This is a genomic window from Bacteroides faecis, from assembly GCF_020091505.1.
Taxonomy (GTDB): Bacteria; Bacteroidota; Bacteroidia; order Bacteroidales; family Bacteroidaceae; genus Bacteroides; species Bacteroides faecis.
This window is the reverse complement of the sequence record NZ_CP081916.1, coordinates 803,307-825,565: the sequence shown is the minus strand read 5'-3', so window position 1 is coordinate 825,565 and position 22,259 is coordinate 803,307. Positions and strand designations below refer to the sequence as shown.

The 22,259-nt window shown below is 41.2% G+C and carries 15 protein-coding genes and 1 tRNA gene; 2 read left to right on the top strand and 14 right to left on the bottom strand.

What is annotated here, in order from left to right; genetic code table 11:
• Positions 1-40: 40 nt before the first annotated feature.
• The 5 genes from K6V30_RS03795 to K6V30_RS03775 form a co-directional block, all read right to left on the bottom strand.
• The gene (locus K6V30_RS03795; protein WP_055271498.1) at positions 41-2,938 is read right to left on the bottom strand and encodes a M60 family metallopeptidase; all 2,898 of its coding nucleotides are present in this window, start codon (positions 2,936-2,938) and stop codon (positions 41-43) included.
• Positions 2,939-2,946: 8 nt separating this feature from the next.
• The gene (locus tag K6V30_RS03790) at positions 2,947-3,843 is read right to left on the bottom strand and encodes a DUF4959 domain-containing protein (RefSeq protein ID WP_055271474.1); all 897 of its coding nucleotides are present in this window, start codon (positions 3,841-3,843) and stop codon (positions 2,947-2,949) included.
• A gap of 38 nt (positions 3,844-3,881) precedes the next feature.
• On the bottom strand, positions 3,882-5,813 hold the full coding sequence (locus K6V30_RS03785) for a RagB/SusD family nutrient uptake outer membrane protein (protein ID WP_055271472.1): 1,932 nt from the start codon (positions 5,811-5,813) through the stop codon (positions 3,882-3,884).
• A gap of 12 nt (positions 5,814-5,825) precedes the next feature.
• Positions 5,826-9,203 carry a SusC/RagA family TonB-linked outer membrane protein gene (locus K6V30_RS03780; RefSeq protein WP_055271470.1) on the bottom strand — a complete coding sequence of 1,126 codons (3,378 nt, stop codon included), beginning with the start codon at positions 9,201-9,203 and terminating at the stop codon, positions 5,826-5,828.
• A 64-nt stretch (positions 9,204-9,267) separates the two neighbouring features.
• Entirely contained in the window at positions 9,268-10,212 is a 945-nt protein-coding gene (locus K6V30_RS03775; RefSeq protein WP_224207257.1) for a FecR family protein, read from the bottom strand.
• Positions 10,213-10,370: 158 nt separating this feature from the next.
• Here K6V30_RS03775 and K6V30_RS03770 point away from each other — a divergent pair, with 158 nt between their 5' ends.
• Both K6V30_RS03770 and xyl3A read left to right on the top strand, forming a co-directional pair.
• The gene (locus K6V30_RS03770) at positions 10,371-10,946 is read left to right on the top strand and encodes an RNA polymerase sigma factor (protein ID WP_022301244.1); all 576 of its coding nucleotides are present in this window, start codon (positions 10,371-10,373) and stop codon (positions 10,944-10,946) included.
• 541 nt (positions 10,947-11,487) lie between these two features.
• Positions 11,488-14,079 (top strand): xylan 1,4-beta-xylosidase, encoded by a 2,592-nt coding sequence (xyl3A, locus tag K6V30_RS03765; RefSeq protein ID WP_055271468.1) that lies wholly within the window; start codon positions 11,488-11,490, stop codon positions 14,077-14,079.
• Positions 14,080-14,274: 195 nt separating this feature from the next.
• On the opposite strand, the gene K6V30_RS03760 is transcribed toward xyl3A, so the two are convergent.
• From K6V30_RS03760 to K6V30_RS03725, 9 genes are all read right to left on the bottom strand, one after another.
• Positions 14,275-15,465, bottom strand: a complete 1,191-nt coding sequence (locus tag K6V30_RS03760; RefSeq protein WP_022301242.1) for a THUMP-like domain-containing protein — start codon at positions 15,463-15,465, stop codon at positions 14,275-14,277.
• Positions 15,466-15,500: 35 nt separating this feature from the next.
• A complete protein-coding gene (locus tag K6V30_RS03755; protein WP_022301241.1) occupies positions 15,501-16,316 on the bottom strand; it encodes a M15 family metallopeptidase in 816 nt (271 codons plus the stop codon).
• Positions 16,317-16,609: 293 nt separating this feature from the next.
• Positions 16,610-16,738 (bottom strand): hypothetical protein, encoded by a 129-nt coding sequence (locus K6V30_RS25175; RefSeq protein WP_022301240.1) that lies wholly within the window; start codon positions 16,736-16,738, stop codon positions 16,610-16,612.
• Between the two features lie 707 nt (positions 16,739-17,445).
• Positions 17,446-19,263 carry a family 43 glycosylhydrolase gene (locus K6V30_RS03750; protein WP_022301239.1) on the bottom strand — a complete coding sequence of 606 codons (1,818 nt, stop codon included), beginning with the start codon at positions 19,261-19,263 and terminating at the stop codon, positions 17,446-17,448.
• Positions 19,264-19,559: 296 nt separating this feature from the next.
• Positions 19,560-19,633, bottom strand: a tRNA-Ile gene (locus K6V30_RS03745).
• A 93-nt stretch (positions 19,634-19,726) separates the two neighbouring features.
• Complete coding sequence (locus K6V30_RS03740; RefSeq protein WP_008767264.1) at positions 19,727-20,038, bottom strand: DUF4491 family protein; 312 nt, start codon at positions 20,036-20,038, stop codon at positions 19,727-19,729.
• Between the two features lie 4 nt (positions 20,039-20,042).
• Entirely contained in the window at positions 20,043-20,507 is a 465-nt protein-coding gene (locus K6V30_RS03735; RefSeq protein ID WP_005928359.1) for an Lrp/AsnC family transcriptional regulator, read from the bottom strand.
• A 160-nt stretch (positions 20,508-20,667) separates the two neighbouring features.
• Positions 20,668-21,543 carry a BamJ family beta-barrel-assembly machinery protein gene (locus K6V30_RS03730; RefSeq protein ID WP_010535769.1) on the bottom strand — a complete coding sequence of 292 codons (876 nt, stop codon included), beginning with the start codon at positions 21,541-21,543 and terminating at the stop codon, positions 20,668-20,670.
• Positions 21,544-21,563: 20 nt separating this feature from the next.
• Positions 21,564-22,148 carry a BamJ family beta-barrel-assembly machinery protein gene (locus tag K6V30_RS03725; RefSeq protein ID WP_010535768.1) on the bottom strand — a complete coding sequence of 195 codons (585 nt, stop codon included), beginning with the start codon at positions 22,146-22,148 and terminating at the stop codon, positions 21,564-21,566.
• Between the last annotated feature and the right edge of the window lie 111 nt (positions 22,149-22,259).

The window sequence follows — 22,259 nt, the reverse complement described above, 5'->3', positions numbered from 1 at the left end:
AACCCGATAAATAGTTATATTGAATGTATCTGAGATACGATTAATTCATTGGAATCTCTATACGTTCGCCTGTAACAGAAACGGCACTTAGTTTGAATCCCTCTTTCCAGCGAACCGGAATCGTGAATGTGTCTACTGACGAAGGAGTGTTTTCACCGCTACAGATAAGGACAAATTTACCCGTTTCATCTTTCACTTCGTAAGCCACTACATTGGTCCAGTTCTTTATGGTGATCGTCTCACCGTTATAAGTGACGGCATTATCGCCGGAACCTACCGTAAATGTTTTGGGAGAATGAGTAGCATTCTCTCCTTTTATAATGGCGGGTTTCGTTTTATACAGTTCGTACGTATTATCCGAAATGTATTCTAAAGCGACATCCGGCTGGGTACCTCCCAGTGCGTTTACTTTCTGTTTGAGGGCGTCTATCATGTCTTGTGTTACGGTGAGTTGCTTTTTCCCGTAATCATCCAGTTCTTTATCAACCGGAGTGAGAAATCCCCATTTGGTAAAGAAATCAAGTAAGTTCATGCCGGAAATCTTAGAGCAGGCATATACAAAGTCCAGTTGAATCTCTCCGTGACTCATTCCGGTGTAGTCTTTATTCCGGGCGTATTCATATACTTCCGGATAAAAACCTCCTTTGTCTGCTTGTTGTAACGGAGTCTTGCCCAGTACTTTTCCAAAATAGAGTTCTAATTGCCAGAAAGGAACGAGTTTGCAGAATACATCGTTGGCATTATTCCCTACATTCTGGAAATCGGCATGCGGGCTCCCGGCAGCGATAATTCCACTCCAGGCTTTGGAGTATCTGTTTCTGTAGACAAGTCCCATGTCTTCGACCTGTATTCTGGATGGCTGGCCGAAAATGGTCGTTTGTATATACTCGGACATGATGTTGTTCGTCACTTCCGTATTACCGCCCCACAACACTCCCGGACGTGTCTGGTTGCAATGTCCTATCTCATGGGCAGGTCCCCAGCAACCGCTTGTCTTTAGCCTTTCCGGATTGCAGATTTCGTTCATTGTTGTCCGGTTGTAACCTGTGTGATAGGCTGTTGCATACATGTAGGAGTGATACATAACATTCAGGTACATCCGGTTCCTGAACATCTTGTCGTATTTCTCCAATCCCAGTAACTGCTGTTCACTGTATACGATCTTATCATAGAGGTTTATCAGTTCATCTCCTTTGGAGCCTGCGTACGTTTTGAGGTCGCTCGTTTCGAAAGTGAGGTGGGCATATTTCCCCAGTACATCGAAATACCGGTTGGTTGCTTTGTTGAGTAATTCCGACCAACGTCCGGTATGTTCCGGATTTTGTGAGTCGAAGTAGCCATTTACTTTTCCCGAAGCAAAATGAATCTTGATAGGAGTTGCCCTCGGATCGTCCAGAGTATTCGTGACGTACATCACGTATGCCAGCCCTTGCTCGCTGATAGTAAGCTTGTTGATTCCCTGATTCAGTAAGTAGGTCACTCCACCAAAACCGTCATTCCCGGGCGCATCCAGATTCTGTACCCGCAGTCCGATGTCATAGCCGTGTGTGTCTCCCACCAGAACAATCAGGCTTTCACCTGCTCTGACTGATATTCCGGTTGGATTGTCCAGCTGGCTATAAGGGTTTGTCTTATGGGTTGCCGACTGGATATCCGGATTAGGATATGCCTTGAACTCGTTAATACGGAATTCTGCGGGATACTTACCTTTAATCATATAATAAGCTATATTCTTAAAGAATGGGTATTCGCACTTCGCAATGTCGTCTTCCGTAATACCGTTTTTTAGCTCACTGCAACTTGCGTCTGTGAATAGAGTCGAATAATCAAAATTTACGGGATTCTTTGCGTAGAATTCCATTTCGGCGCATGAAGCAAATCCTTGTCCGTCGCCGGCACCGCTTTTCACGATGAAGCGGAAAGACTTCGCTTGTATCGTTTGGTCGAATGCAACTTTGCCTGCTGTAGCCGAACCTTGAAAATCCTTTTCTAAGAGTTTGGTAAATGTATGACCATCTACTGAATATTGTATTTCTGTTTCTTTGAATCTGCCATTGTTTCCGCTGCTGCGTGGATGGTAGATCAAATAATCGATATCTGTGACTGTTTCAAAATTATAGGTTAGTGTGATGGGGAAATAGTTGCCTGCACCATTACTCCAGCTGGAATGATAAAGTGTCGAGTAGTCTCCGTCAAAAGATTTCTCGATGTCACTGCCGGGTTGAAAAGAAGAAGCCGTTCCGCTTACTACTTTAATCTTGATGTCGCCCTTTACATCTTCTCCGTTGCCTTCGGCAAATTCGTTGAGTCCTTTTTGGGTAACAGATACGAATGCGTTCACAGGCTCTGCCTGTTCGGTATCAATGGCCGGTAGTACTTCTGTTATTTCGATGTTGCCGTGACGCTGATTGTCAAGTACGGTCGCTTTCACCACATAAGTGTGTGTAGTGGTGACTGTGGCTGGTGCGCGGCTGGCAGGTCTCTCAGTAATCCATTCAGGCAAAGTGAATTTTACTTCTACATTTGTCGTCACGTCAAACTGGATTTCTCCACCGATTACCCCTACCTCAAAGCTGGGCTGGTCAACGAGAATGGCAGGTTCGTATCCCAACTGGCGTACGGTGATTGTCTTCGTCTGGTCGGCAGCTATGACGGTAACAGTTGCTTTGCGCACATACCGTTCCTCGCTTTCATCTACAGATATTTTTAGTGCCTTCCCGTCTGCTGACGGGTGGCACCAATTTTTATCTGATTTGACTATCCAGGTATCCACATTGGTAGTGATAACTACACTTTGGCTACCGGACTCACAATTAAAGTCAACTGTCTCTTTCCCAACGGTTAAATTGGGGGTTGAAGAGCCGTCATCGTCAGAGCATGCCGTAGACAGGCATGGCAGAAACGATAGTAGAAAGAAAAGCAGTGTATATTTCTTCATTTGTGTTTTTATTCCGGTACGACCATTGAACATTTGTAGATTTCCAATTCTCCCAGTGCAAAATAGGAGGTGCCTTTAGTAGTCTCTGTCACTTCAAACCAAAGATATCGGGAAGGTTTTGACAAAGGGATTATTTCGGAATTATATACTTCACTTGTTCCGTCGGGAAGTTCCGTCAAAGTGGTTTCCTTATGAGTGCCTGCCTGTGAGATATCGACACTGTCTCCATTTATAAATTTCACACCATCAAACCATTGGGCCGGATTGTAATCATCGCTCGTATATAAATTAATCGTTTTCCACGAGCTGTCTGCCAGACGGTTCGTATTGGTTGAACGGAACTTGATAGCACTGACTTCTTCTCCTAAGTCTATCACGAGGTAATGAGGCATTGCCACTGTCGTTTGCCACTGAGAATGGAAGAAGTTTGTAATATCTCCATCTACCAAAGCCGTTACCGGACGGGTAGGGAAGGGGGCATTGGTCCATATCTTCTTGCCATCCAGTGCCAGTTTCACAGGAGTGCCGAAAGTGGGACTGGCTTTTTCAGCCTGAGCCGTTATTTGGTGGCTGGGCCCTGCCGTATTGCCACGATTGAAGACTTGTACGGTGAAGTCGATTTCACCGTATTTTTGTAACAGGTTATCTATCACCAGTTCACTGGCATATTGGCTGACTTGTTTTCTGTACGATTTACCGGTTGCTTCGATGCTATATTCTACTTGTACATAATAGAGGTTTTCATCGGCAGGCGTCGTCCAGCTCAAATTAATCTGTCCGGGACCGGGAGTCGCTTTCAGATTGTCGATGTCGCTGGGTGTCGGATACGATGAACTGTCATCGTTACAGGAGAAAAGCATGGCCAATCCTCCGATAAGGTACATCGCCATAAGTATCTTTTTCATAATCAGATTGTTTTTTTATAGTTGTTATTCATCATTGATTAGTAACCCGGGTTCTGCACCATGTTTGGATTTTTGCTGACCTCACCTGCAGGAATAGGCATCAGATACTGACGGGGAGCATCGAATGTACGTTTGTCCTGTATCTCTACAATCTTGGCAAAGTCTTCCAATCTCTCGGCAAGAATGTTCAGGCCACGTGCTTTGACATTGAAATAGGTTTCTCCCATTTTCCAGCGGCGAATATCCCAGAAGTTATGATTTTCCTGGTAAAGCTCGATCATACGTTCCTGTCTGACAATTTTCATCACTCTGCCGTCAGGACCGCATTGACCGTCGTAGCTTGTCAAAGGCTGTTTGGCCTTTGCCCAACTTTCCAATACGGGTTTAAGTCCGGCGCGTTTGCGTACCTTGTCCAGATAGGCCATTCCTTTTTCGGGATAACCTTCTTTACCGTATCCTACACAAGCTTCGGCATAATTCAGGTAAAGTTCGGCAAGACGAATGATAGGCCAGGGATATTCGATGGTCGGTTCTACTTGGTTGATGTTAGCTTCTGTACCCGGATGCACTCCTTTCTTGTTCAGATATCCTGTTTTAGAGTAGTTCTGACTACGGGCAGCAGTAACGACTTTTCCGTCATCGGCTCTGACACCGCAGTTTTCTGTTGCCAAGAAGCCGGTTATCCATTTGTCATCTGAAGCTTTGGCACCCCAGAAACTACTATACGCATATCTTTCTTCAGTAGTACGGCATTCATAATAACCGTTTTCAAAAGCAACCCATGCATAAAAGCGGGGCTCGCGATTCATATGCATATACAGCGTTTGTCTTCCCGGTACAGCATAAGTGGTACCATCCGGGATAGTCACGATGTCCAGTTTGTTGTTAATGTTGAACTCCGGATCTTCATCAATCGGCAATCCATTGGCTGTGTAAAACCGGTCGATCATTGTGATAGTGGGGGCGATACCATTCCATGAACCACGGGGGAAGTAGGGAATCGATTTACGTTGGATACTGTAGGTTCCGGCCTTGCGGGTTTCAGCGAAGATCACTTCACCGTAGTCTTCTTTGTCTATGAAGGTCATACGTAAACTACGTTGTGTCAGATCATTTGGCTCCGGATAAGAGGTGCTGACGGAAGTTGATTCATAAAGTTTATAATGAGCAGCATCTGCCAGTTCGATCGCTTCCCATGCTGCATCTGCGGCACGCTTATATTTCTCTTCCGAATAAGTGGTTGACAGTAATTGCTCACCATCGGGATTCTTGAAATTTGCATAGTCAGGGTTTCCGTTGAATAGCGGTGAGGCGGCATAAAGCAGCATACGCGCTTTCAGGCTTTTTGCAGCAACGCTGGTGGCTCGTCCATAATCAGCAGTGCTACGTGTAGCAGGCAGTCTTTGAGCAGCATCATCAAACAAGTTGGCTACCCAATCGATGCATTCATCGTAAGGACGGCGTCCGAGCATGTTGGCTGCCGGTGTATCGAGTGCCGGGAGTTCTTCTACCAAGACAGTCGGCCCGTAGCATTTAATCAATAACAAGTGGAAGTAAGCAATCAGGAAGTCTGCTTCTGCTGTATAAAGGTCTATTTCGTCCTTGCTGATGTTAGGAACAGAACTGATATTAGCTTTCAATAGGTAGCATTGACGGATACCTTGGAACAGTGTATTCCAGTAGCTGATAATCGTATTGCTGGAGTCGTAAGAACCTTCTGCAAATTTTACGTAAGTCTCGGTAAACGGACTGATAGTCTCGTCTCCGGTGAAGTCCATACATCCCTGAACCATATTAGATTGGGGGAGGTAACCGTAGCATGAGTACAAATATTTTAATGCCGCACGTGGGTTTGCAAAAGCATCTGCTTCTGTGGCTGTCTCATCAGGAACGATGTCCAGGTAGTTACAGGAAGTATTCAATCCCATTACTGACAAGAAGAACAGTAAATATAAAATATGCTTTTTCATGTTTCTCAGGTATTATTTGTTGTTAATAGTCATTTGGAATCCAATGTTGAATACGCGCTGGGTAGGATATGAAAGACCGCTACCTCCACCTTGTTCAGGGTCCCATAGCTTGAAGGGGGCAAACGTTAGCAAGTTGGAGCCACTGATGTATATACGCATATTTTTATGAGTATAGCCGATTTCTGCATTTTTTAATTTTAGGAAAGCTCCGTTGCGTTGCCAGTAGGTAGACAACTTTGTATTGTTAGCATTGGTCTTTCTAGATAAACGCGGATAAGTCGCATTGGTATTCTGGTTGTCCGGACTCCAGCGTTCGTCTGCTATCCATGAAAGTACGTTGCGCAATGAGTTATCACCGAACGGGTGCATATCTTTTACCATGAAAGACGTTTTGGCTACTCCCTGGAAGAAGAAGGAGAAGTCCAGATTCTTCCATTTGATAGATGGACCGAAACCGTATACAATTTCAGGTACACTTGGATATTTTGCCCATACCCAGTCGTCTGTATCAGTTAGATTGTCGTCATATCCGTACCAGTCTCTTGATACATTTACGTATTTGATATCGCCCGGAACGATCGTTGAACCCAGCTGTTGCTGATGGTGTGCAATATCTTCACTGTCAATAAAGAGCCCGTCAGCGATATAAATGGCATTCATATTGGCACTCGCCCCTACTTTTGACTGCCAAGGGTATTTGGGAGACTCATCATATTTGGTGATTTCATTATGTGCATAGGTGAAAGTTCCTTTAAAGCTGACGAACCAGTCTTTGTTGAACTGTTTGTTATAGCTGGCTGCCAGTTCAAATCCTTGGTTGCGCATAGCGGCTAAGTTACCATATACTTTGGTGGATGCCGTACCCATATAAGTTGGTACGGTTTGTTTCTCCTGGAAGATGTCGCGACGATTTTCACGGAAGATGTCGAATGTTAAATCAAGAGAACGGAATAATTGTAGGTCAACTCCGAAATTTATCTTTTCTCCAACTTCCCATGTGATATCTTCGTTGGCATAACGTTGATATACCGGACCGCTGTAGGTTACATTCTGATTGACACCTGTGGTAAATCCTTTTCCGCTTAAATTGATTTGAGACATATAGAGGAAACGTGCATCGCTAATCTGGTCGTTACCCACCAATCCCCATGAAGCACGTAGTTTTAATTTACTGATTGTGTTTTTCAAAGGTTTGAAGAAATTTTCTTCACTAATGTTGTAACCTACGGCAACGGATGGGAAAAGACCGAAACGATGCCCTTTTGCAAAGTTTTCCGAACCATTATAACCAACGTTCACTTCAGCCATATATTTTCCTGCATAAGCATAAGAAGCACGTGCTGCAATTCCTTGTTTGCGTTTGGGTAATGAACCGATGAAGTTTCCGTTGCCCGGTACATTGTTTACATATTCGTCCTGGCTGTAGATAAACATTGCATTGATATCATGTTCGTCAAAAGTGCGGCTATAATTCAGCATTCCTTCTAAATAGAAACGGCGGTCGCCGGAAGTTGAATTGGTTGTAGTCAAGTCTGTCTGGAATTCGTCTCCGATGCGACTGGTAGTATAGGTATAGCCGCCATTACCGTCCTCTTCGTATCCTGTCAATGCGAATCTGTTCCATTTACCGGCGCGTGCATTGGTAGAGCTTGACCAGTTCTTGAATGAAGCTAACGCCTTAAAACTTAATCCTTCTGTCAGGAAGTCTAGTTTCTGATTGAATTCCAAGGCGGCAATCACTGTGCTCTCAAATGACTTATTGTAACCTGTAGCGGCCTGGGCCACCGGGTTTGTCTGGTAGTCGGCATTTACACGCTCTGTTGCTCCCCATTTGATATAAGGAGTTTCACCGTCATCCGGGAAATAGACCGGAAATTCAACAGGCGATGTATTCATGGCATTGCTGAAGATTGCCCCTACTCCTTGATTGGGAGTAGTCATATTGCGTAACTGTACGTTCAGACGCAATGATAATTTAGAACTATTACTCAATTTGGCATTGATGTTATTCTGAAAGTTGTAGCGCATCACATCAATATTATTATTGTATGAGAAGAAGTCCTTTGAACGATTTTTCAGCATACCCGATTCGTGATTGATAGAAATACTGGAGAAGTAGTCTACCCGTTTTCCACCACCGCGGATGTTGAAGTTGAATTTTTCACTGTAAGAAACGTCTTTGAACAGTTCGTTATACCAGTTTACGTTTGGATAAATGTACGGATCTAGTCCGGCACGCGTTCCTGCAATCCTTTCGTTACTGTAGAGTACATCACCGCTGTTGTCATTATTGACGGCTTCGTTGAAAAGTTCCATGTATGTAGCACCATCTACGAATTTCGGTGTGCTGGTTGGTTGGGATATTTGTCCTTCCATGCGGAAGTTTATGATTGGCTTATCCAGGTTCATACCCGACTTAGTTGTCACAATCATTACACCATTGGCACCGCGAGTACCATACATAGCTGTTGCTGTGGCATCTTTCAGAATGGAGAAGCTATCGATGATTTCGGGGTCAAGATTGTTCAGGTCACCTGAACTTACTTGTATACCATCCAGAATAATCAGTGGATCAGTAACCCCATTCATCGTAGAGACACCACGAATCCAAAAGTTGGCACCGTCAGCACCTGGCTGACCACTGCGCTGCACTGCGACAACACCCGCCAGACGTCCGGCAAATGCAGTAGACAAGTTGGTGGATGGAACCTTTAATTCTGCCGGTTTGATCGCTTCAACTGAACCGACCATACTGGCTTTCTTTTGTCCGGTACCATAGGCTGTAACAACTACCTCTTCCAGCTGTTTAGCATCCTCAGTCAACTCAATTGACAATACTTTATGTGAACCAATCTTGATTTCTTTTGGGGTATAACCCACATAAGAAATGATAATGACATCCGACGGACTAGCCATAATCGTGAATTTTCCGTCAATGTTAGTAATCACTCCTGTTGCAGCTCCTTTAATTTGTACAGAAGCTCCAATAATTGATTCACCCGTGTTAGCATCGATTACTACACCTACGATTTCTGATTTCTTCGCTCCTGGTTTGGGCTGTTGGGTTTCATCTGACTTTGCACTTTTAAGAATAATCTCATTATTCTTTATGACATAGTCGATACCACTGTTACTAAATACTTTTTTTAATACTTCGTTGATATCTCCTTCGCAATCATAATCTTTCTTTTCGTCATTAGTGATGACACCGGACTTGAAAAAGAACGTGTACTGGCTATTTTCTTCAATCAACTGAATAGCCTGTTGCATGGTGATGGACTGACCTTTGAGAATAATCCTCTTTCCTTGCGCACTGTGGGCATGGAGAGCCATTGGAAGGAAGCAAATCAATAGAACGGCATATCTGAGTATGCTGTCACTAAAATGCATGTTTTTCATGTTTCTAAAAAGGTTAAAGTGAATTATAATAAACTATTAGTTTTTCTGATATGTATTAAAATAATATGATGTTGTTATTTTCCTGTTTTTCATTTAAGTCCAGACTGATACATATCTTTTCTATGATATCAGTAAGCGGCTCATTTTTATGTATCGTTCCGTTGAACTTTAATTTCTTCAGTTTTTCTTCTTTGATGATGATGTTTACATGGTAAGAGCGATTGATGAATTCAATGAATTCTTGTAATGGCTTATCAGTAAAACGATATTTGTTTGAACGCCAGTCATATTCATTGATATCTATATTTGTACATACAATTGATTTGGTATGGGCATTGTATACGATGTGTTCAGCTGGTTTCATCGGTAGTTCTTTTCCTCCTTCTTCAGCCTGAAATATAATAGATCCTGTAAATAAGGTTATTTCGGATTCTATATTTTCAGATTTAATGTTGAATTCGGTGCCGGTTACTTCGATATGCGATTCATGAAAATAGACCCTGAAAGGTGTTCTATGAGCTTTCTTCACTTTAAAGAAAGCTTCTCCTTTTTCTAGAAAGATTTCTCTGTTGTTTAGGAATGACTTGTGATAACGGATTTGAGAAGCTGCGTTGAGCCATACTTCTGAACTATCTGGTAGCGTGATTGCTAGTTTATCATCCACAGGAGCACTGATGTTGATGTAAGATGATGAAACATTATTAACTATCCAGAAGCCGACAATGAAGAGAGCGACAGTGGCCGCAATGGAATACCCGATGTGATAGTATTTTCTATTTTTTAATATAGGCTGTTTTTCACTCCGGCATTTAACCATAATCTTATTAAGTATGTTTTGAGAAACCACATTATCTTGTATGTGAGCCTTTGGTGCTTTCTTCCATTGTTGAGATTGGAAGTTTATCATAGGCTTCTCATCGAGAAGTTGTTCTCTTTCAGAAGTCGTCAGGTTATCAGCCAACATCTTTTTTATAATATTAATGAGTTCTATTGAATCCATGTCTTTATAGTTTAATAATAGTGGTAATCATTGATTCTGGTTACATACTAAATACTTCTCATTTAGCTTTTACCCCTATCTGTTATAAAAAAAATGTGTTTTATTTTTGCTTCTTTTAAATAATGTGTAGATTTGAAGCCACTAATATATACGCAACTATGAACGAAGTAGAAAGAGTGTTAGCGATTAAAGATGGTGATCATCAGGCATTTATAAATTTGTATAACGAATATTGGAGTCAGGTGTATGACTTTAGTCGGTTGTATATTACTACAATTGCTGATGCAGAGGAAATTGTTCAGGATGTGTTTGTGAAGTTATGGGAATCAAGGTATTTATTGAAAGAAGATGAAAATATTAAGGGCTTTCTCTTTATTGTTACCCGAAACATTGTATTTAATAGGCATAAAAAGAAAGTAAATGAGAATCTTCTTAAAACTTCTGTTTTATCAGCTTTTGGACATGAAAGTTATTATAACTCCACTAGTGTGGAGGAAGATTATTGTGCTTCTCAACTAAAGATTTTCATTGATAAGTTAATCAACTCACTTCCTGAACAACAGAGAAAATGTTTTTTGTTAAGTCGTGAAGAGAATCTGAGTTATAGAGAGATAGCCGAGAGACTTGGTATTAGTCAGAAGACTGTAGAAATACATATGAGCAAGGCTTTGAAGTTTCTGAAAGACAAGGTTAAACGGGGATGGGAAATTCTTTTGTCACTTCTTTCATTTTAGTTGTAATAATAAGGATTGTTTATCAGAACTTTATAGCTAAATCATTTGCTTTTAATATGAATTGTTTGACCATTTAATGAGGTTATCCTTTTGGGATAGACCATTCTTTCTTGTCTTTTTTGATACTATATAAAGGGATACTTATCTTCCTTTTTCGATTATTGATAGGGATATGTTCTATACATGATTTCATGAGTCTCTCTTTTAAGATAGGATGCTCGGAGTCACTAAAAAACAATAATATAATAGAAAGTTGTATACTTATAGCGATAATTAGGTTCTAAAATTTATAGCAATAAACTTTGATTCATATAATTAGTCTGATGATAAAAAAGTTGGGAAAAAGTTTTGTATGATTACTGTTTTTGTGCTAAATTTATGACTAATCTCTATTTCAAGTTATGTATTAATGTTTGAATGGAAACTTCGGTCGCTTTTTGATCATACTTATTGTATTTTGTAAGCAATGGTTTGAATGTCATATATAACAGAGAATTACAGAACTGATAGAATAAATAAAACTTCAACTAATTCGGACAAAATGAAAAGAGTACTATTGACTTTGAGTATGAGTATCGCTACATTGGTGGGTACTTTGGCGCAAAATGAACCTTATAAGAATCACCAGTTGTCTCCAAAAGAACGTGCAGATGACTTGTTGGGGCGGTTGACATTAAAAGAGAAAATTGGCTTGATGCAAAATTCTTCTAATGCGGTGGAGCGTCTGGGGATTGCTCCTTACAATTGGTGGAGCGAGGGATTACATGGTGTTGCCCGCAATGGGCTGGCAACAGTATTTCCGATAACGATGGGAATGGCCTCTACTTTTGATGATGAAGCTATCGAAAAGATATATACAGCCGTGAGTGATGAAGGACGTGCTAAATTCCACGACGCACATCGTCGTAACCGCTATGGGTGTGGAAATGAGGGACTTACTTTCTGGAATCCTAATGTGAATATTTTCCGTGATCCGCGCTGGGGCCGGGGGCAGGAGACTTTTGGAGAAGATCCTTATCTGACTACTCGGATGGGAGTATCTGTAGTAAAGGGCATGCAAGGACCGGCAGATGCTGCATATGATAAGACTCATGCATGTGCTAAGCATTATGCTGTACATAGTGGTCCTGAAGCGAAGCGTCACTCTTTCGACGTAGAGCATCTCTCTCTTCGTGATTTGTGGGAGACTTATTTGCCTGCCTTCAAAGCACTTGTGCAAGAAGCAGATGTAAAGGAAGTAATGTGTGCCTATCAGCGTTTTGAGGGAGAACCTTGTTGTGACAGTAACAGGTTGCTGACGCAAATCCTACGGGATGAATGGGGATATAAGCATCTGGTGGTCAGCGACTGTGGCGCTATCAGCGATTTTTTCTATAAAGACCGTCATGGAACGCATAAAGATGCAGCTGATGCTAGTGCTTCTGCTGTGATTAATGGTACGGATTTGGAATGTGGTGTCGAATATGCTCATCTGGAAGAGGCTGTAAAGAGAGGTTTGATTACGGAGGAACGTATAAATACCAGTTTGCGCCGCTTGCTAGAGGCTCGTTTTGCCTTGGGTGAGATGGACCCAGATTCCATTGTTGCTTGGAGTAAAATCGGTATCGACACTGTAGATTGCGATTTGCACAGACAAATGGCTTTGGACATAACACGCAAATCAATGGTATTGCTTCACAATAACGGTATACTTCCTTTGGCAAAAACATCGACGCGTATTGCCGTAATGGGACCCAATGCCGTAGATTCAGTCATGCAATGGGGGAATTATAAAGGAGTACCTTCGCATACATATACCATTCTGGAGGGAATACGCAATAAAGTTGGTAACGTTCCTTACGAAAAAGGATGTGAATTATTGGAGAATCAGGTTTTTGATTCTTACTTCAATGAGATTTCCAACAAGGAATATCATGGCTTAACCGCTACTTATTGGAATAATATGAACATGAGTGGGGATGTGGCTGCTACGGAGCAATACACTTCTCCGGTTAATCTGAGTAACGGTGGCCATACTGTATTTGCTACAGGAGTCGGATTATACAACTTCACAGCAATATATGAAGGTACTTTCTGTCCGAAGAAGGATGGTAATTATACATTAATTATTGAGGGAGATGATGGTTATCGGGTATATGTGAATGGCAGTAAGGTAATTGATTATTGGGGAGAACATGCCAGTGCAAAAAGAGAATATACATTGAAAGCTACAGCAGGGCAGGACTATAAAATAAAAATAGAGTATATGCAGGCAGGTGCAGAGGCTTTGTTGAAGTTTGATTTAGGTATTTATCGGCAGATCCCTGCTGCAACGGTTGTTGATAAAGTAAAGGACGCGGATATTGTCATTTTTGTGGGTGGTATTTCACCGGATTTGGAAGGAGAAGAAAAACATTTTGTAAATTGTCCCGGCTTCTCTGGTGGCGATCGCACCTCGATTGAACTTCCGCAGGTGCAACGGGATATTCTGAAAGCATTAAAGAAAGCAGGTAAGAAAGTGGTTTTTGTCAACTGTTCCGGTTCGGCAGTAGCATTGGTTCCTGAAATGGAGTCATGTGATGCCATCTTGCAGGCGTGGTATCCTGGACAAGCAGGTGGATTGGCTGTGGCAGACGTTCTGTTTGGAGATTTTAATCCGAGTGGGAAACTGCCTGTTACTTTTTATAAAAGTACGGACCAATTGCCGGATTTTGAAGATTACAGCATGAAGAACCGTACATATAGATATATGGTAGAAGCTCCTTTGTTCCCTTTTGGATATGGATTGAGTTATACTACTTTTGATATATCTAAAGGACGTCTAAATAAGAAATCTATATCTGCCGGAAAGGATTTAAATTTTAAAGTCAATGTGAAGAATACAGGGAAGTGCGATGGTGCTGAAGTCATTCAGGTATATGTCCGTAAGGTGGATGATATGGAGGGACCGGTAAAGAGTTTGCGGGCTTTCCGCCGGGTACCGTTAAAGGCGGGAGAGTCTTGTGTAGTATCCATTGATCTTTTACCAGCTACATTTGAATTCTTTGATCCGGTTACAAATACAATGCGTGTTATGCCCGGAAAATACGAAGTTATGTATGGCAATAGCTCGGATATAGCTTCGGAGAACAAACTAAGTGTTATACTTCGGTAATAAGAATGTATGCGCTTATAAAATAAATATAAATAGCCTCGTGAACTGTTGTTTATGAGGCTATTTTATATTCCGGAATATTCAGTAAAATACTTGAAAAAACAGACTATCCGGAACCTTTCATTGTTTCCACAACAATCTGTTGATGTGTATCATGCTGGAGGAAGTCATGTTATAATGCTTCTATTGCATGACTCAGACTTTCTCACAGCGAACCAGTACTTTCTGTTCATCGTTTAAGGTGCTGGCAAATAGATAAGTGTTCCCACCTTCCATAAGTTTGGTGCGTTTACGGAGTTCGGCAACTGTAGCCGGAAAATTGCGTACTGTAATATTTGCTTTCTTTAGGTCTGCAAGTCCCTTTTTTATTTCTTTTTTGTTAAAACTGCACTGGTTGACGATGTGAAAAATTCTGCCGGGAAAATTTCCGATCAAAGTATCGGAAGTATAAAGATGACTATTAGGATGCAACTTTTTAACAGGAAATGCAGAAGTGATGATGCGGAAAGCTCCGGCTTTCAAGAGCGAGGCATTGGGCTCGTAGAGATAATTCTCCAATGTATTAGTGTAACTGCATTTGCTGCGCTGTTCTTCCTCACGGGTGAAGACAAAGCGTTGTTCCTTCTGCATTCCCTTTGTATAGAGGTTGATGCAATGGATGGGTATTTCATCTGCCGGTGTTTGTCCAAGTATCAATAGTAATTCTTTGCATTCATTGTTGGCGGATATGATATGAACTTCTTGCACACTTTGTAACTCTTTTAATGCCAATGTCAGGTCGAGCATGGGAGAAAGTTTGATCATGACTCGCTTGCCTTTTTTCAATAAGAGTTCTTCCAGTTCGGCTACGTTAGGTTCACAATCGGAGATGGCAACTGTCTTTCCTCCGTGCCCGTTACGACGGGCAGGATCGAGGAAGATACAGTCTACCGGAGACATGGCATTCAGATAATCTACTCCATCCTCATTTCTTACATCAATATGTTTTAAATTCAGAATAGGAAAATTATGTATTGCTATTTCACAGAGATCTTTCTGGCGTTCCACATAAGTAACGGACTGGAATTTGGCAGCAAGGAAAGAACAATCAATCCCGAATCCTCCGGTCAAGTCTGTCAGAGAATCGCCTTTTAAAAGAGTTGCTTTGTAGTGGGCGGTGACTTCTGAGGAACATTGTTCCAGTGACAAATGCTTTGGATACCATATATCGTTTATTTCTTTCCATGATGGAATTTTTTCGGCTGCTACTTGCCTTCCTGCTATCTGTGTGATGGCGGTCGGCATATCTACGTTTGGGTATTTTCTGCCTTGCAGGGCCAGAATGCGTATATCGTCCGTTTGATGTTGGCGGATAAAGAGCTGAGTTTCGGGTGAAATTTGCATCATAGGTTGTTTATATTCGGTGTTATATGGTGGATTTGTTATGGTATTACATTGTATTTTTTGCGAGCTTCCTCGCGGCTACAGAAATTGAAATGCCACCATTCGCTGGGCAATGCACGGAATCCGGCTGTTTTCATCACTTTCCTTAGTAATATTCGGTTCTGACGTTCCGCTTCGGTAATTTTGCCGTTTCGTACCAGTTCGCCTTCCTCTGTGGTATGTGCTTCTACACCAAGATGATCTACTTTTGTGCCCATGGATAACGGGTGGCCCAAAGAATCCAGAATACTGATGTCTACCGCCAGGCCGTAGTTGTGAAGTCCGCCTCCACGGTTTGGGTTAGAAACGTATCGGTATTTGGAAGTTCCTTTGACTACATCCCACATTTTTCTTTGTACAGACATCGGACGTGCAGCATCATAAATGATGAGACTGTAGGATGGATACAATTCTTTCAGTGTTTTTTGCGCTTTCATAAGAGCATGTGCCGCATCGACATGCAGGTAGGCTTCTGCCAGACTATCATAAAGAATTTCTTCGGTGAAGTTATCCGCTTGGGTGTACATTAGGCTGATGGCAATACTGCTGTTCAGTTCCGCTATATTTACCAGACCAAGGGAATCCATGTAAAGGGCCATCGGGCTTTTCTCATGTCCCGAGGTCGGTTGGTTGCCGACTTTATTTTTCTGCAAGAGGGTGGCATGAATGGAGTCCGCATGAATAAGGACTGTGTACATAGGATCTGTACACGTTGTTTCGGTTGCTGTAGATGTCCTTTTCTCCTTGTGTCCTGATGTGCAGGAATATCCTGCTAACAGAAAACAAAAGACAGGTAAACTATATTTCAGAATCATGACTACTCCTTTGGATTTAGTGTGCCAAAGATACTTCTTTTTGAATTTAGCGCCAATAAAAAGCCCTTTTTACGTTGTTTGTCGGATATATATGTGTGTTGGATACGCAAGATTATACAGAAACCGTATTTTTAACTTTCGATGTTGGCTATTACTTTTTCAGTTTTGTTGTTTTCTTCCATATTTCGAGTAGAGTGTTTAATGCGGCACCTTTGGTAGATTGCATGCCAAGACGATACAGATTGCATGTAGGCTTTTTACCGGTGAAAAGGCGTTTTTTTGTCCACACATTACTAAATAATAGTCACATTTTCCACTCTTTTGGGGAGTTTGTTGAAAGAGCCGAAGTATCTGTAAACGGTGAAAGGAATAAACTTGTTCGGAGACAGATTGGAATATTGATAAGAAATAGTATCAGCCATAAATAAACTGTATTTGATTCTATATTTCCCCAATATAGATATTTATTTTTAAGGAAGAAGGGGAGAGATGTATTCAGATTGATTTTATGAGTTGTTTACTCATGCCTGGATGTTGAATTAAGAGAAGAGAAAATTTGTTTTTATCCCTCTGTTTTATGATTTGGCAGAAAAAACTTGAACTGTTTTGAGCGTTTGGTGTTTCTTGCCGGAATTGATTATTAAAATTGGTTCATATCTTGGTATAGACTTGTATTACTATGGGTATAGACGAAATATAATATTGTAAAACAGTGGTTTATATTATTCTGCTTTGCACTAAAATAACGTTTTTTATATAGCTGCAGATACAATTCTTAATAACTTGAATACAATTCTTTATATATAAATATATTATTATTAATAACTGATTTAGAATCCTTGTTCCTTATCTAATCTTGAAACTGTATTTTTGCTCAGCAATATCATTGAAATGTGGTATTGTGACTAATAAGTGTTATGAAATATTAGATTAAGGTAGCTGTTTGTGAAAATCGCTCCAATATTGTTTGTTTTGTTTGTGTTATCCCATTTTGAATGCCAAGAGTGGTTTCAAAATGGGATTTTGCATGAATATGGAGCAGACGTTATAAAACAGTATCTCTTGTTGGAAAAAAGATTTGGAGATACTTTTGTAGGTAGTGCAACTGTGTAATTCTGTTTTAGAGAAATTATTGTGGCATTCCGAAAGCTGCGAACTCATAAATTCCGTCAGCCCACATTGCGGAATTGTTTGTATGTACGTTGACAACACCATAAACGCGCAGGCGTAGATATCTGTAGGGTGTCGCGTCCTCAATGGGGAGGATTTGAAAGCCTACTTGCCAGTTCGTTCTACCGTCAATGAGCATCTTATAACTTTTACCGTCCTGACTGCCTTCGACTGTGTATTTATAAGCAGCTTCAGATCCATTGACTAATCTTGTAGAAAGATTTATTTCTGAGATCTTGGCATTCTTCTGCATGTCGACAACGAACAGGTGTGGGGCACCAACAGGAGAATTTGAACTCTTTTGAAAAAAGTCGGAAGAATTCAGATCGGCTCCATCGGTGATGCAATCGGCTTTTACCCCTTTTGCACCGCTAACCTGAGAAGTTACGGGCATATTTAATGTGAGATTTTTCCCATTTTGAACGGGAATGATGCCGTATTTCTCGTCAAACTCCAGATATCTGTAGTAATCCATTGAAGCATATCCTTGGTTGAATGAAGCGACAGAGACTCTTGGAAAGTTACCATCCGGGTCTTTGTGATGGTATTGTGCTCCCCAATGATAGCTCCATACCCCGTAAGTTGATTTATCAGTACCGATTCTTCTGATGTTGTTGAACTGGGCACCGAAGGTAGAGTTGTTTCCGATTTCTCTCAATGAGGTCCATGCTCCTCCTAAATCAGTGGTGGATGCGTACATTGTCTGACTCGGATACCATCCGGAAGCTTTTGAACTAAAGAAGTAGTATTCTCCGTCTTTCTTTATGATAGCAGGAGTTTCTCGATGCTCCCCTTTACAAATCGTGTTGACCAATGAGACTGGTTTTGTCCATGATTCATCCAGTTTGTAGATGTTTATATCACTGTTCGTATTAGTAGCGGAAAGCAGATATGCCGTATTGTCATCGTCTACGAAAAGCGATTGGTCTCTTGAATCATGCCCCAATGGTCTTTCCATCGTACCGACTTCAACCGTTCCCTTTGGAGTTATTTGTGCCAGATATATTTTAGCAGCTGTGTATCCCGGACCGTCTTCATAATGTGCTGATAACACTACTTTGTTTGTTTTTTTATTGTAGCGGAAAGCGATACCTTCGAATTTAACATTGGGGTAGAAAGCTAGTTCCCGTGGAGTACTCCAGCTATCCTTAAGCCCTGTCTGAGAGTAACTCTCAAAAATGGCCCATCCCTTTAGTGTTTTCTCATCTACTACCTTGTCGATATTCTCCATTTTGTAGGAGAAATAGAGATTACCTATTTTCATGCCACCGGGCTTGTCTGCAGATCCTTTGGCAATATATTTCCCGTTTATATTATCGTAAACCTCAACTTCACCGGTAGGAGCAAAGGTGGTGGCTGTTTGAGACGCAGTGGTTGCGACTTTATTATTTCCATCTTTGTATGCTTCAATATGATAAGTATATGTTTTCCCCACCGGTAGGTCATAATCATCGTAAGTGTCGCCTTTAGCTTCACCTATCAACTTTCCATCTCTGTATATTTTATACAGATTTGCATCTTCCCGCTGCATCCAGTTTATTTTTACGTTCCTGACATCCTTTTCACCTGTAAGTTTAAACTCGGTTGTTGTGATAGCCCAAATGTTGATGCCGGAGTTATCTTCGGCTACAGTTGCAGTATGTGTTATTGCATTTGTGCTTGGGTTATTGTGTTCGGCGGCGATAAGACTGAAAGGGGAAAAACATGGCAAGCTGAAAAACAAAGCGGAGACAAGTAAAAGAGAACTTTTGATTTGCTGATTTTTAAGATTCATCATTGTAATGTAGATTAAGTTTTGAGAATTTTTGTTTTTGGTATTAATTATCGCTCTACAAAAGTCCTTATTTTTAACAAGAAACAGGTCTTCTTTTAGATCAAAAGAGTCTGTATTTTTTTCGTTTCCGTATTATAGGCACAATAAACATTCAAGAGGGTATACAAATCATTCGTTTATTATAAAATCTCTCAGATGTTTACGGAGATCGGTGATCCATAAAATTTTACCGAAAGATGAGAATGAAGGAAACTGAAAGAGACTCTTAATTGATTCAATCAATTAAGAGTCTCTTTCAGTGGGCCATCTTGGGCTTGAACCAAGGACCTCCAGATTATGAGTCTGTTGCTCTAACCAACTGAGCTAAAAGCCCGATGTATCCATTTACTGGATGCGGTGACAAAAGTAGTATATTTTGCTGAATTATGCAAATTCTTTGTGCAAAAAACTACGATTCTTTCTCTGTTCAGAATTTATATTTGCGCTTCGGGTTCTTGGGGAACCATCCCTTTTTCACCCGGTCCTCCTGTTCAAAGACCTCTTTGATGGTCCAGAAGGAAGAAAAGGCAAATACGCCTAACAAAGAAGATAATATCACATTGTCGATGCTTAACGATGCTGCTACACCGGCAATGCCGAGTATCAGGAATATCCACCAGCATTTGGTGCCCCAATAATATTCGGCCTTTACCACAACAGGGTGAAAAAGGCCGATGATCAAAAAGGTACAAATTCCGATAAATAACCCTGCAAGGTGATATTCGTTCAGGAATTCCATTCTGTTATTTTTCTACGCGGATGGGAATTTCTTTTTTGATACTCTGTTCCAAAGAAATCAGCGTTTCTGTGGCAACTACACCCGGTATTTCTTGCATTTTGTTATTCAGCAGATCCATTAGGTGCTCGTTGTCGCATGCATAAAGTTTGGTCAGCATGGTGTAAGGACCGGTAGTGAAATGGCATTCCACGATTTCCGGAATCTTCTGCAATTCAGCTACGACTGATTTGTACATAGAACCTTTTTCCAGTTTGATTCCAACGTATGTACAAGTTCTGTAACCCAGAGATTTCGGGTTTACGTGATAGCCTGAGCCTACGATGACGCCCAAGTCAATCAGTCTTTGTACACGTTGATGGATAGCTGCACGTGACACTCCGCATTCGGCTGCTACGTCTTTGAAAGGGATGCGGGCATTCTGTGAGATAATCTCTAGAATCTGCCTGTCGAGGTTGTCTATTTTTTCCATAATAATAAATTATAATTTCCTGTTGTTATCAAATAGTAAGCAAATATAGAGATTTATTTTAATTATTCTTCTTTTACGGGAAAAAAAATAGGAAAAAGCAAAAAAAAGGAGTGCAAAGACTTTGCACTCCTTTCCTTTTTCTATTTAGAAAGATACTTTCTTATTTCTTATCTTTTTCGATACCTACCAGCTCAACTTCGAAAATCAAAGTAGAGAACGGTTTGATCTGTCCTGATTCTCTTGAACCGTAAGCGAGTTCTTGCGGGATATAAAGTTCCCACTTAGAACCTACAGGCATCATAGTCAGCGCTTCTGTCCAGCCTTTGATCACTTGGTTAGCACGGAAAGTAGCAGGTTCGTTACGTTTGTAAGAGCTGTCGAATTCTGTTCCGTCGATCAAAGTACCTTTATAGTTTACTTTCACTTTGCAAGTGTCAGCAGGAATTTCACCTTTACCTTCAGTGATCACTTTGTACTGCAATCCGCTTTCAGTAGTTTTTACACCCTCTTTCGCTTTGTTTTCAGCAAGGAATTTTTCACCGGCAGCTTTGTTGTCAGCGTATTTTTCTTCCATAGCTTTCGCTTTGATGGTTTCCATAGCTGTGCGAGTATATTCTTGTGCAGCTTCCATAGTCATCACGCCACCTTTTTCCAGCGTTCCTGCGATGAAACCAGCTAAGAAGTTGTCTTTGCTGATAGTCTTGGTAGAGTCACCGGCAAACAATTCCTGATTGATGCCTTTCATCATCTGGTTGCTGATTTGCTGACCGATTTGCAGACCTGCCATGTAAGCGATGTCTTTCTTGCTAGTTTTGTTAGCACCTTCATTCAAACCTTTGATGAATTCTGCCATGTAAGCAGTATCAACATCCAGACGACCAGTCAGATAGCCTTTCAGACCTTGAGTCTGAGCCATACCGATAGAATAAGACAGTGAGTCGATGTCTGTTTTCAGATTTGCTTTAGGAGCTTGAGCTGTACAAGAAGCAAGACTTGCAGCAGCGGCGATTGCCATAAAAATACTAACTTTTTTCATTTTGCTTTGAAATTTTTTATTTATAATACTTCGAGTAATTCTACTTCAAATACCAATGTGCTGTGGGGAGGGATCATTTCTCCGGCGCCTCTGGCGCCATAAGCGAGGTCAGAAGGAATGTAAAGTTTCCATTTGGAACCTTCCGGCATCAGTTGCAATGCTTCTACCCATCCCGGGATCACCTGGTTGACACCAAATACAGCCGGTTCGCCACGTTTGATAGAGCTGTCGAACAGTGTTCCGTCAATCAGCGTACCTTCGTAGTGGCATTTTACCTGGTCAGTAGCTTTTGCCTTTTTGCCTGTACCTTTATTGATCACTTCATATTGGAGTCCGCTTGGAAGCGTAACCACACCTGCTCTTTTTTTGTTTTCTTCGAGGAAGGCTTTGCCTTGTTCGATGGCGACTTCGCCCATCTTGGCTTCCAGTTCTTCGAAATACTTGTTTACTATTTCGCGGGCTTCCTGATGGCTGATAGCCGTCTGATTGCCTTCTAATACGTCTTTGATTGCTTGTGCAAAGTCATCTACTGCGATGCCTTTTGCACCCATACTTAATAAGTTTTGACCGATTCCAAGGCCAATAGCATAACTGAATTTGTCCATATAATGTTTTTGTTGGAGATTGAAACATATCACCTTCATGGTTTTAGCTTTCAATCAATTGCAAATTTATGAATCGCAAAAGTACACGTTTTATTTGAATGATTTAGCATT